The sequence below is a fragment of the Acidovorax sp. Root275 genome (genome assembly GCF_001428965.1).
Lineage (GTDB): Bacteria > Pseudomonadota > Gammaproteobacteria > Burkholderiales > Burkholderiaceae_C > Acidovorax > Acidovorax radicis.
In genome coordinates this window covers 1808102-1821116 of record NZ_LMJH01000001.1, presented here as the reverse complement: position 1 = coordinate 1821116, position 13015 = coordinate 1808102, and the positions used below count along the sequence as shown (strand labels likewise).

Below are 13015 nucleotides of genomic sequence, written 5' to 3'. Positions count from 1 at the left end.
CTTCCCGCCACTGGCGGGCAACCGCGCCGTGCTGCTGGCCGACCCGACCAACGTGGTGCGGGTGGTGCTGCAGGGCGGCTACCTGCCCGCCACGGCCGGCAACCCGCGCCCGCACGGCATGCCGCCGTTTCAGCAAACGCTGGGCGACGAGGATGTGGCGGCGGTGACAACGTTTGTGCGCAACAGCTGGGGCAACCGGGCGCCCGGTGTGGGTACCATCGAGGTTTATCGCGCCCGCGAACGGCGCGGCATGTAGCGGCGCGGTGGTGCGGTGGCAGGGACTGCCGGCAGCGCCCGCCGCGCCGCCCACCCCCTGAGGAGCCCCCGTCGATGCAAAGCCCGGCCTCGTTGCCAGAACCCACACCGCAGAGCCCGGCCGCCGCCACCCCGCGCGGCTGGTGGGCCGTGTGCCTGTGCGCTGCCTGGTGCGGCACCTGCGGCGTGTACCGCCCCCTGTTCGACGAACTGGCCCGTGCGCACCCGGACGTGCGCTTCGAATGGGTGGACATCGAGGACGACGCGGAGATCGCCGGGGACCTGGATGTGGAAACCTTCCCCACGCTGCTGATCGCCGACGGCGAGCGGGCGCTGTTCCTCGGGCCGCTGCTGCCGCAGGCGCCGGTGCTGGGGCGGCTGCTGGCCAGCCTGCAGGCGGCGTCGCCCCAGGCGGGCGGTGCGGGCGGTGAGGCGCAAGAAGTCTTCGAGCGCGTGCGCGCTGCGCGTGGCGTATAGGCGCGCCTGCCCGTAGCCACTGCGCAGCGGGCCTGTGGCCTGAATAACTCCTATTTTGATAGCATCTGACGCTTTTTGGTAAAGCGCCAGGAGCATTTTTTCTTAAATTTTCAGTGTCTACACCCCGCTCTCCCTGGTTCCCAACCAATTCGCTGCAGGCCCAGTGCGAGAAGGGGGCCTGGTCGCGAGGCATGGACCTGCACCGCCAGGGACTCGTGGTCCGTCTGGAGATCACTCCGAAAGCGGAGGGCAGCTGGAAGGTGGAGGGCGATGTGCAGGGCAGCCTGCCCGAGCCGTATGCGGTGTCGGTAGCGCTTGTGTTGGCGCCCAACGGACAGATCCAGCAATGGTCGGGTGACTGCAGTTGCCCCGTGGGTGGAGACTGCAAACACGCCATCGCGCTGATGCTGGAGGCCGCACAGTGCAACCCCGCGTACGGCGCGCCGTCTGCGCTGTCTGCGCGGGCGGTGGACGCGCTCAAGGCGATGCGTGAGCGCAAGGAAGCCTTGGCACGCGCCGAGGCCGAGGCCCGGCTGATGCACTGGCTGCAGGACTGGGACCGTGCCACCGGTACCGCCAGCCTGCCTGCTCCGGGCATGCGGCCAGAGCGGCCCGAGTGCTATCTCTACCTTGTTTCCACCGTGGGGCGGTCGCGCACCACGGTTCCGCAGATGCAGTTGGAGGCCGTGGTGTCTTACCCCAAGGTCACCGGAGGTTGGGCCAAGCCCCAGCCCATACGCACGCAGCCCGGGCCGGGCCAGGCGGTGTACGACCGCGCGAGCGATGCCGACCGCCAGGTGCTGCAGCTGCTGCGCGCTATGCCACGCAGCGTGGGCTACTACTCGGCCTACAGCGTTGCGCCCATCGGGGTTTTGGAGGGCGCGGTGGGATTGCTGGCGCTGGAGCAGGCGGCCGCTACGGGTCGCCTGTTTGCGGATGCGGGCGGATCGACCGTGGGTTCCCCCTTGCGCTTGGGCGATCCGCTGCCCATCGAGTGGGGCTGGAAGGAGTCCGTGCCTGCCCAGGGGGGCGAGAGCGTCTGGGGGTTGCAGGCCGCTCTGCCCGGCCATACCGCCACGCTGTGCGACAACCACCCCCCGCTGTATCTGGACGCAGCCCAGGGTGTCTGCGGCCCGGTACATGCTGCGGGCCTGAGCCCGGCGCAGGTGGCCATGCTGCTCAAGGCGCCCGCACTCGACGCCGCCGCACTGCAAAAGCACCATGGCGAAGTCGCCAGCCGCCTGGGCGGCATATTGCCGCTGCCGCCCGTGCTCGGTCCGCTGACGCGGGTGCAGGGTGTGAAACCCGTGGCGCGCCTGCACCTGGCACCGGTGCGGGGCGAAGGCGTGCCCGGCCTGGGCCTCATCACCGCGCAATTGCAGTTTGACTACCAGGGCCACAGGGGCTGGTGGGCGGGGCAGGACCTGGCCGTGATGGTCCCGGGGGCCGACGGCGTCCAGGTGCTGCTGCAGCGCGATGCACAGGCCGAGCTGTCGGCCATCGAACGCCTGCTCCATCTGGGCCTGCTGGGCACCGACGACGGCCTGTTCGGCATTCCCGGCGAGCAGCCGCAAACCGCCTGGATGCACTGGGCCGACAACGGCTTTGCGGTGCTGCGTGATGCGGGCTTTGCCGTCACGGTGGATGCGGCGCTGGACGGCTGGATCACCCATGCCGACACGCTGGCCGTGGCGCTGCAGCCGGAGGGCGTAGGCGAGGGCGAGGGCGACGAGGCCACCTCCCCCTGGTTTGCGCTGTCGCTGGGCATGGAGGTGGGCGGCGTGCGCCACAACATCCTGCCCTGGCTGCCCGACCTGATCGCCGCCGCGGCCGACCAGCCGCTGGATGCCGCCACCGGCCTGCCGCAGCTGCCGCCGTACGTCTACCTGCCATCGCTGCAGGGCCCGGGGTTCGTGCGCCTGCCCACCGACACCCTGCGCCCCTGGATGGCCGCGCTGCTGGATCTGGTGGGCGACCGGGTGCACGACTTCACTGCCGACAGCCTGAAGCTGTCGCGCCTGGACGCCCTGCGCACCAGCGCCGCGCTGGGTCAGGGGGGGCAGTGGCAGGGCGCCCATGCGCTGCGCGCGGTGGTAGCCCAGCTGCAGGGCGCCACCGCCTTGCCCGCGGTGCCGCTGCCCGCAGGCGTGCGCGCCACCCTGCGGCCGTACCAGCAGCAGGGCCTGAACTGGCTGCAGTTCTTACGTGCCCACGGCCTGGCCGGGGTGCTGGCCGACGACATGGGCCTGGGCAAGACGCTGCAGACCCTGGCCCACATCCAGGTCGAAAAAGACGCCGGGCGCCTGACCGACCCCGCGCTCGTCATTGCGCCCGTGAGCCTGATGGGCAACTGGCAGCGCGAGGCCGCGCGCTTTTGCCCCGGCCTGCGCTGCCTGGTGCTGCATGGCGCGGGCCGCCATGCGGTGGCCGACGCGGTGGCCGAGCACGACCTCGTGATCGCCCCGTATTCGCTGCTGCAGCGCGACCGCGACCGGTGGCTGGCGCAGCCGTGGCACCTGGTGGTGCTGGACGAGGCACAGAACATCAAGAACGCCAGCACCCAGGCGGCGCAGGTGGTGGGCGAGCTTCGTGCGCGCCACCGCCTTTGCCTGTCGGGCACGCCCATGGAAAACCACCTGGGCGAGATATGGAGCCTGTTCCACTTCCTGATGCCGGGGTTTCTGGGCAGCCAGCAGCGCTTCAAGCAGGTGTTTCGCACACCGATCGAAAAGCAGGGCGACGGCGCACGCATGGCGCAGTTGCGCGCGCGCATCACCCCGTTCATGCTGCGGCGGACCAAGGCGCTGGTGGCCGGCGAGCTGCCGCCCAAGGTCGAGACCGTGATGCCCGTGGAGCTGGCCGGCGCGCAGGCCGACCTGTACGAGACCATCCGCCTGGGCATGGAAAAGACCGTGCGCGAGGCCCTGCACACCAAGGGGCTGGCCAAGTCGCAGATCACCGTGCTGGATGCGTTGCTCAAGCTGCGCCAGGTGTGCTGCCACCCGCAGCTGCTGCCGCTCGAGGCCGCCCGGGCGGTCAGCGCATCGGCCAAGCTGGAGCAGCTGATGGGGATGCTGCCCGAGATGCTGGCCGAGGGGCGGCGGGTGCTGCTGTTCTCGCAGTTCACCAGCATGCTCACGCTGATCGAGGCCGAGCTGAAAAAGCGCGGCCTGCCCTGGGTCAAGCTCACCGGGCAAAGCCAGAAGCGCGACGCGGTCATCGATCAGTTCGCCAGCGGGCAGGTGCCGCTGTTTCTCATCAGCCTGAAAGCTGGTGGGGTGGGGCTGAACCTGCCGCAGGCCGACACCGTGATCCACTTCGACCCCTGGTGGAACCCCGCGGCCGAAGCCCAGGCCACAGACCGCGCCCACCGCATCGGCCAGACGCAGAGCGTGTGGGTGATCAAACTGGTGGCGCAGGGCACCATCGAAGAGCGCATCCTGGCGCTGCAGGACAAGAAGGCGCAGCTGGCCGGCAGTCTGTACGGCGGCGCCGCAGCGCGCACGGAGCCGCTGTTCACCGAGAGCGATCTGGCCGAGCTGCTGGCGCCGCTATCACTGTCATAGCTGCTCGCGCCGATTGGATAAGCGCTGGGTGCCGTTTTGGCACGGCACCGCCCGGCGGGCCGCATGAACACAGGCATGGGCACGTTGACAACAGTTTTCCCTGTGCGTGCCTTTGCAAATCAACACTTTGCACGCTACAATACGACTCTCACGACCAAACGGGCGGGTACCAACCGCCCGTTTTTTTTGGTCGAACGCTTTTGGAGCTCGAAGCTGTCGGAGAGGGTCTCCGGGGGTTATCGGGTTTTTTGTTTTGGATTTGCGCAAAAAAATGGGTGCACGTGCAGTGTGCCGATGGGTGGGCAACGTGCCTGATCCCGGTTTGCGCAAGTTGTGTTGTTTTTTCCGGGATTGAACTGAACACGTGGCATTGCAGCAAGTCGTTGAACAAATTGTGACGGGCCTGGGATATGACCTGGTGGAGATCGAGCGCTCTGCCGGCGGCCTGCTGCGCATCACCATCGATTTGCCCTGGGTTCAGCCGGCCGCCGATGCGCCGACACCCGTGCTGGACCAGTTTGTCACGGTGGAAGACTGCGAGAAGGTCACGCGCCAGCTGCAGTTTGCGCTGGAGGTGGACGGTGCCGAATACAAGCGCCTCGAAGTCTCGTCTCCCGGCATCGACCGTCCTTTGCGCCACGAACAGGACTTCGTGCGTTTTGAGGGCTCGATCATCGACGTCACCCTGAGGGCGCCCATTGGTGTGGCAGCAGCTGCAGGGCAGGTGAATGCCACCCGCAAGAAATTTCGCGGCACGCTGGAGCGGGCCGAGGCTGGAGGTTGGCAGATCGTCTGGAGTGACGAGCCGCCGGTCAAGCCAGGTCAAAGAGTCAGCAAGAAACGCGTGCCCGCCCCTTTGCAGGCGCTGGGCTTTACCTTGGATGAGGTTCGGGATGTGCGCCTGGCGCCCATCGTGGATTTCAAGGGGCGTGGAGGCAAGGCCGGGTCAGCACCCGCCTGAGTCGCTGAATGAATTGGGGCGGAGGGTTGCTGCGTGCAGCCCCTGCCTTCGGGTGATTGAAACAGGAGAGTCGTCGCATGAATCGCGAATTGTTGATGTTGGTTGAGGCCATTTCGCGCGAGAAGAACGTGGAGCGTGATGTGGTCTTGGGCGCCGTGGAGTCGGCCCTGGCCCAGGCTACCAAGAAGCTGTACCAGGGCGAGGTGGACATTCGCGTGTCCGTGGATCGCGACAGTGGCAACTATGAGACTTTCCGCCGCTGGCTGGTCGTGCCCGATGATGCGGGCCTGCAAAATCCTGAAGCCGAAGAACTGCTGATGGATGCGAAGGATCGCATTGCAGACATCGAAGTCGGTGAGTACATCGAAGAAGGTGTCGAGTCGGTACCCATCGGCCGCATCGGCGCCATGGCCGCCAAGCAGGTCATCCTGCAGAAGATCCGCGACGCCGAGCGCGAGATGCTGCTCAACGACTTCATGTCGCGCGGCGAACGCATCTTCACCGGCACCGTCAAGCGCATGGACAAGGGCGACATCATTGTCGAGTCCGGCCGCGTGGAAGGCCGCCTGCGCCGTGGCGAGATGATCCCCAAGGAAAACCTGCGCAGTGGCGACCGTGTGCGCGCCATGATCATGGAGGTGGACCTGACGCTGCGCGGCGCGCCCATCATCCTGTCGCGCTCGGCCCCCGAGTTCATGATCGAGCTCTTCCGCCAGGAAGTGCCCGAGATTGAGCAAGGCCTGCTGGAGATCAAGTCCTGCGCCCGCGACTCCGGCTCGCGCGCCAAGATCGCCGTGCTCTCTCACGACAAGCGCGTGGACCCCATTGGCACCTGCGTCGGCGTGCGCGGCACCCGTGTGAATGCGGTGACCAACGAGCTCGCCGGCGAGCGCGTGGACATCGTGCTGTGGTCCGAAGACCCCGCCCAGTTCGTGATTGGTGCACTGGCTCCGGCCAACGTGTCCTCCATCGTGGTGGATGAAGAAAAGCACGCCATGGACGTGGTGGTGGATGAGGAGAACCTCGCCATCGCCATCGGCCGCGGCGGCCAGAACGTTCGCCTCGCTTCCGACCTGACCGGCTGGAAGATCAATATCATGGACGCCGCTGAAAGCGCGCAGAAGCAGGCCAACGAGACCGACACGGCCCGCAAGCTGTTCATGGAAAAACTCGATGTGGACGAGGAAATCGCCGACATCCTGATCTCCGAAGGCTTCAACAGCCTCGAAGAAGTGGCCTATGTGCCGCTGCAGGAAATGCTGGAGATCGAAAGCTTCGACGAAGACACTGTCAACGAGTTGCGCGCCCGAGCCAAGGACGCGCTGCTCACGATGGAAATCGCCCGTGAGGAAAGCGTGGAAGAGGTCTCCCAGGACCTGCGCGACCTCGAAGGCCTCACCCCGGAGCTGATTGCAAAATTGGCCGAAGGCGGTGTGCACACACGTGACGACCTGGCCGATCTGGCCATTGATGAACTGACCGACCTGACCGGACAGTCTGAAGAAGATGCCAAGGCCTTGATCATGAAGGCGCGCGAACATTGGTTCGCGGGGCAAGAGTAAAGGTCAGGGAGGCACGAACCACATATGTCCAGTAATACTGTCGCCGAGTTTGCAACCGAACTCAAAAAATCATCTGAAACCCTGCTCGACCAGCTCAAGGCTGCGGGCGTGGGCAAGGCTGCCCCTTCCGATGCGTTGACCGAATCGGACAAGCAAAAGCTGCTTGCTTACCTGCAGGCCAGCCATGGCACGGCCTCGGCCGATCGCAAGAAGATCACGCTGGTGAAGAAGTCCACCAGCGAGATCAAGCAGGCCGATGCCACCGGCAAGGCCCGCACGATCCAGGTGGAAGTGCGCAAGAAGCGCACGTTCATTCAGCGCGACGAAGGCGCCGAGGGCTCTGCGGAGTCCCATGCGTCTGCCGCCGTGGAAGAGGCTGCTGTTTCCAGCGAAGACCTGGAACTGTCTCGCCGCGAGGAGGAGGCCCGCCGCCAGGCTGAGCTGATCCGCCGCCAGGAAACAGAGCTGGCCGAAAAGCGCGCCGAACGCGAAGCCCGCGAAAAGCGCGAGCGCGAAGCCGAAGAGCGCGCCGCTGCCTACGCCGCCCAGGAAGCCGAAAAGAAGGCGCAAGCCTCTGCCGTGAAGCAGGAGGCTACCCGCGAGCAAGCAGCTGAAACGGCTGCGCGCACTGCCGCCCAGACTGAAGCCCGCGAGAAGGCCGCTGCTGAATCCAAGGCGCGCGCCGACGAGGAAACAGCGCGTGCCGCCGATCTCGACGCCCGCCGCCGCAAGGCCGAGGCCGAAGCTGCCGCCATCCGCTCCATGATGGCCACGCCCAAGAAGGCGGTCATGGTGGCCAAGAAGCCTGAGGAACCCAAGCCGGTGGCCAAGCCCGCTGCGGTGGGTGACGCCAAGAAGGGTACCTTGCACAAGCCTGCTGTAGGCACCGGTGTGGCGCGTGCAGGCGCTCCGGCCACGGCTGGCGCAGGTGCGGGTGCACCGGGTGCGGGCAAGGAAGTGAAGTCGGCCAAGCTGTCCTCCAGCTGGGCAGGCGATACTGCCAAGAAGAAGGAAATCAAGACCCGTGGCGACAGCAGCGGCGGTGTCGGGCGCAACAACTGGCGTGGTGGCCCCCGTGGCCGCCGTGGCGACAACCGCGATCATCGCGACGACCACCAGCAGGCTGCTCCGGTGGAGGCGCGCATCATCGAAGTGCACGTTCCAGAAACCATCACGGTGGCGGAACTGGCGCACAAGATGTCGATCAAGGCCAACGAAGTCATCAAGGCCTTGATGAAGATGGGCCAGATGGTCACCATCAACCAGCCGCTGGACCAGGACACCGCCATGATCATGGTGGAAGAAATGGGCCACAAGGCTGTGGTGGCGGCGCTGGACGATCCAGAAGCCTTCACCGACGAAGATTCGGGCCAGAAGGATGTCGAGCTGTTGCCACGCGCACCCGTGGTCACCGTCATGGGCCACGTGGACCATGGCAAGACCTCGCTGCTCGACTACATCCGCCGTGCCAAGGTGGCTGCGGGCGAAGCCGGTGGCATTACGCAGCACATTGGCGCCTACCACGTGGAAACGCCACGCGGCATGGTGTCGTTCCTCGATACCCCTGGTCACGAGGCCTTCACGGCCATGCGTGCCCGCGGCGCGCAGGCCACCGACATCGTGATTCTGGTCGTAGCAGCGGACGACGGCGTCATGCCCCAGACGAAGGAAGCCATCAAGCACGCCAAGGCGGCGGGTGTTCCTATCGTGGTGGCCATCACCAAGGCTGACAAGCCCGACGCCAACTTTGAACGCGTCAAGCAAGAGCTGGTCGTGGAGCAGGTGGTGCCGGAAGAATACGGTGGCGATTCGCCTTTTGTGCCTGTGTCTTCCAAGACCGGCATGGGCATCGACACGCTGCTGGAACAAGTGCTGCTGCAGGCCGAAGTGCTGGAACTCAAGGCTCCGGTCGATTCGCTGGCCAAGGGCCTCGTGATCGAAGCCCAGCTCGACAAGGGCCGCGGCCCTGTGGCAACTGTGCTTGTGCAGGCCGGTACCCTCAAGGTGGGCGATATCGTGCTGGCTGGCCAGACCTATGGCCGCGTGCGTGCCATGCTGGACGAAAACGGCAAGGTTGCCAAGACGGCAGGCCCGTCGATCCCGGTGGAAATCCAGGGTCTGACGGAAGTGCCCCAGGCAGGCGACGAATTCATGGTGCTCACGGACGAACGCCGTGCCCGTGAAATCGCTACCTACCGTGCCGGCAAGTTCCGCAACACCAAACTGGCCAAGCAGCAGGCTGCGAAGCTCGAGAACATGTTCGCCGACATGACGGCAGGCGAAGTGAAGACGCTGCCCATCATCGTCAAGGCCGACGTGCAGGGTTCGCAGGAAGCGCTGGCGCAGTCGCTGCTCAAGCTCTCGACCGACGAGGTCAAGGTGCAACTGGTGTACGCCGCCGTCGGCGCCATCAGCGAGTCCGACATCAACCTGGCGATCGCCTCCAAGGCCATCGTGATCGGCTTCAACGTGCGGGCAGATGCCGGTGCGCGCAAGCTGGCCGAGGGCAATGGCGTCGATCTGCACTACTACAGCATCATTTACGACGCTGTGGACGAGTTGCGGGTGGCAATGTCCGGCATGCTGGCCCCAGAGCAGCGCGAAGAGATCATCGGTACGGCCGAGATTCGCACGGTGTTCGTGGCCACCAAGATCGGCACGATTGCTGGTTCGTACATCACCTCGGGCATGGTCCATCGCAACGCACGCTTCCGCTTGTTGCGCGACAACGTGGTTGTCTACACTGGCGAAGTCGATTCGATCAAGCGCCTCAAGGATGATGTCAAGGATGTCAAGGAAGGCTTCGAGTGCGGTATCAAGCTCAAGAACTACAACGACATCAAGGAAGGCGATCACCTCGAATTCTTTGACATCAAGGAAATCGCCCGGACGCTGTAAAGCAACGGTACGACGACATGGCTGCAAAGAAGTCCTCCACCCCCAACCGCGCCTTCAAGGTGGCCGATCAGATCCAGCGCGATCTGACGGAGCTGATCGCGCGCGAGTTGAAAGACCCGCGCGTGGGCATGGTGACGCTGCAGGGTGTGGAGGTGACTCCCGACTACGCCCATGCCAAGGTGTTCTTCAGCCTGTTGACGGGTGACCCTGTGGAAACGCAGGCGGCGCTCAATCAGGCTGCAGGTTTCTTGCGCAATGGGTTGTTCAAGCGCCTGCACATCCATACGGTGCCCACGCTGCACTTTGTGTTTGACCGCACTTCCGAGCGTGCGGCCGACATGAACGCCTTGATTGCCAAGGCTGTTTCGTCGCGCGCCAAAGAGGAGTAGTCCATGCACGCGCCTCGCACCAGGGTGCAGCGGCGCCCTGTGCATGGGGTGTTGCTGCTCGACAAACCGCTCGGCCTTTCGAGCAATGACGCCTTGCAGAAGGCGAAATGGCTGCTGCGCGCCGAAAAGGCGGGCCATACCGGCACGCTCGATCCACTGGCGACCGGCGTGTTGCCGCTGTGTTTCGGCGCAGCTACCAAATTCAGCCAGTTGCAGCTCGATGCCGCCAAGACCTACGAGGCCGTTGCTTTGCTGGGCACCACCACCACCACCGGCGACGCCGAAGGGGATGTGGTGCAGCGCTGCGATGTGGACCCCGCACAGCTGACCCCTGAGCGTCTGGAGGCCGTGCAAAAGCAGTTCACCGGCCCCATCCGCCAGGTGCCGCCCATGCACAGCGCGCTCAAGAAGGATGGCAAGGCGCTGTATGAATACGCCCGGGCCGGTGTCACGGTGGAGCGTGAGGCGCGTGATGTCGTCATTCATGCATTAAAACTGACCCTGGCGCAAGCAGATGAAGCGCAGGTAGCTATTAAAATGATAGTGACCTGCAGCAAGGGCACCTACATCCGCACTTTGGGTGAAGACATTGGGGCTGCGCTGGGTTGCGGGGCACATCTGACCTTCCTGCGTCGCATTGATACCGGCGGTATCGGTGTGGAGCGCTGCGTCACGCTGGCCCAGCTTGAAGCCATGCCCGAGGCTGAGCGCCTTGCCTGCCTGGAAGCCCCCGAATCGTTGCTGGCACAACACGTGCGTGTCACGCTGGACAGCGACAATGCGGCGCGGTTCCTGTCGGGCGTGCGTCGCCGTGGGTCTTGGCCCGATGCAAGTGCAGTGGCCGTTTTTGGCGACACCCCTCCGGCCTTGCTGGGGGTAGGTCACATCGCTGGCGGGGAGCTGGTGCCCGACAGGCTCCTGAGTCCGCTGGAAATTCAACAAATTTTGGAAGGCACGCCGCACCTACAAGCCAGCGGCACATTGGAAAAACTATGACTAAACAAATCCGCAACATCGCCATCATTGCCCACGTTGACCATGGCAAAACCACCATGGTCGACCAGCTGCTGCGCCAGTCCGGCACCTTCGCCGACCACGAAAAAGTGGTTGATACGGTGATGGACAACAACGCGATCGAAAAGGAACGCGGCATCACGATTCTGGCCAAGAACTGTGCCGTGAGCTGGAAGGGCACGCACATCAACATCGTCGATACCCCTGGTCACGCGGACTTCGGCGGTGAAGTGGAGCGCGCGCTGTCCATGGTCGACAGCGTGGTGCTGCTGATCGACGCGCAAGAAGGCCCCATGCCCCAGACGCGTTTCGTGACCAAGAAGGCCCTGGCCCTGGGCCTGCGCCCGATTCTGGTCGTGAACAAAGTGGACAAGCCTGGTGCCAACCCCGACAAGGTTGTGAACGCAGCCTTCGACCTGTTCGACAAGCTGGGTGCTACCGACGAACAACTCGACTTCCCCGTGGTGTACGCCTCGGGCATCAACGGCTGGTCTTCGCTCGAAGAAGGCGCGCCGGGCGAGCAGTGGGGGCCCGACATGTCGGCCCTGTTTGACACCATCCTCAGCCACGTTCCTCCGAACACGGGTGACCCAGCCGCTCCGCTGCAACTGCAAATCTCGGCGCTGGACTTCTCCACCTTCGTCGGTCGCATCGGTGTGGGCCGCATCAGCCAAGGCACCATCAAGCCCGGCCAAGACGTGCTGGTGATGGAAGGCCCCGATGGCAAGAGCATCAAGGGCCGCGTGAATCAGGTGCTGACCTTCCAGGGTCTGGACCGCATGCAGACGCCCCTGGCCGGCCCTGGCGACATCGTGCTGATCAACGGCATCGAAGACATCGGCATCGGCGTGACCGTGACCGATCCCGCCAACCCTTCGCCGCTGCCCATGCTGAAGGTGGACGAGCCCACGCTGACCATGAACTTCTGCGTGAACACCTCGCCACTGGCTGGCCGTGAAGGCAAGTTCGTGACCAGCCGCCAGATCTGGGACCGCCTGCAAAAGGAACTGCAGCACAACGTGGCCCTGCGCGTGTCCGAGACCGACGAAGAAGGTATCTTCGAAGTCATGGGTCGCGGCGAACTGCACCTGACCATCTTGCTGGAAAACATGCGCCGTGAAGGCTATGAGCTGGCTGTGTCCAAGCCCCGCGTCGTGTTCAAGAATGTGAATGGCGAAAAGCACGAGCCTATCGAACTGGTGACGGTCGACATCGAAGAAGGCCACCAAGGCGGCGTCATGCAAGCCCTGGGCGAGCGCAAGGGCGAGCTGGTGAACATGGAGCCGGACGGCCGTGGCCGTGTGCGCCTGGAGTACCGCATTCCCGCACGGGGCCTGATCGGCTTCACCAACGAATTCCTGAACCTGACGCGCGGCTCGGGCCTGATCAGCAACATCTTCGACAGCTACGAGCCGCACAAGGGCGACATCGGCGGCCGCAAGAACGGCGTGCTGATCTCCATGGACGACGGAGAAATCTTCACCTACGCCCTGGGCAAGCTGGACGACCGTGGCCGCATGTTCGTGAAGGCGAACGACCCTGTGTACGAAGGCATGATTGTGGGCATCCACAGCCGTGACAACGACCTGATCGTGAACGCGACGCGTACCAAGCAGCTGACCAACTTCCGTGTGAGCGGCAAGGAAGACGCGATCAAGATCACGCCTCCGATTGATGCCACCCTGGAATACGCAGTGGAATTCATCGAGGACGACGAGCTGGTCGAAATCACGCCCAAGTCCATCCGGATCCGCAAGCGGTTCCTGACGGAAAACGAGCGCAAGCGCGCAGGCCGCTCCTGAGCTGCTTTACTGGTTGGGGCCGCTTCTTGTGGTGGCTTAAACCGATAGCATCGTTGCGCATCGAGGAGCTTCGCACCCGATGCGCGACCCG

The 13015-nt window shown here is 64.7% G+C and carries 8 protein-coding genes and 1 pseudogene; all 9 read left to right on the top strand.

The genetic code is table 11. The annotated features are described in order from the left end of the window. Nucleotides 1–256: pseudogene (locus ASE52_RS26235) on the top strand (cytochrome c); the annotation flags it as partial. 74 nt (nt 257–330) lie between these two features. Next, the gene (locus ASE52_RS08105; protein WP_057225014.1) at nt 331–732 is read left to right on the top strand and encodes a thioredoxin family protein; all 402 of its coding nucleotides are present in this window, start codon (nt 331–333) and stop codon (nt 730–732) included. A gap of 191 nt (nt 733–923) precedes the next feature. Beyond that, nucleotides 924–4298: a DEAD/DEAH box helicase gene (locus ASE52_RS08100; RefSeq protein WP_057225012.1), complete on the top strand. Its 3375-nt coding sequence runs from the start codon at nt 924–926 to the stop codon at nt 4296–4298. Nucleotides 4299–4662: 364 nt separating this feature from the next. Then, the gene (gene rimP, locus ASE52_RS08095; protein ID WP_057225010.1) at nt 4663–5259 is read left to right on the top strand and encodes a ribosome maturation factor RimP; all 597 of its coding nucleotides are present in this window, start codon (nt 4663–4665) and stop codon (nt 5257–5259) included. 77 nt (nt 5260–5336) lie between these two features. After that, nucleotides 5337–6821 (top strand): transcription termination factor NusA, encoded by a 1485-nt coding sequence (gene nusA, locus ASE52_RS08090; protein WP_010458033.1) that lies wholly within the window; start codon nt 5337–5339, stop codon nt 6819–6821. 24 nt (nt 6822–6845) lie between these two features. Continuing rightward, nucleotides 6846–9719: a translation initiation factor IF-2 gene (gene infB, locus ASE52_RS08085; RefSeq protein ID WP_010458036.1), complete on the top strand. Its 2874-nt coding sequence runs from the start codon at nt 6846–6848 to the stop codon at nt 9717–9719. A gap of 17 nt (nt 9720–9736) precedes the next feature. Continuing rightward, entirely contained in the window at nt 9737–10108 is a 372-nt protein-coding gene (gene rbfA / locus ASE52_RS08080; protein ID WP_010458038.1) for a 30S ribosome-binding factor RbfA, read from the top strand. Nucleotides 10109–10111: 3 nt separating this feature from the next. Further along, nucleotides 10112–11104, top strand: a complete 993-nt coding sequence (truB, locus tag ASE52_RS08075; RefSeq protein ID WP_010458040.1) for a tRNA pseudouridine(55) synthase TruB — start codon at nt 10112–10114, stop codon at nt 11102–11104. Next, nucleotides 11101–12924 carry a translational GTPase TypA gene (gene typA, locus ASE52_RS08070; RefSeq protein WP_010458042.1) on the top strand — a complete coding sequence of 608 codons (1824 nt, stop codon included), beginning with the start codon at nt 11101–11103 and terminating at the stop codon, nt 12922–12924. The genes truB and typA overlap by 4 nt, the downstream gene beginning before the upstream one ends. Nucleotides 12925–13015 lie beyond the last annotated feature (91 nt).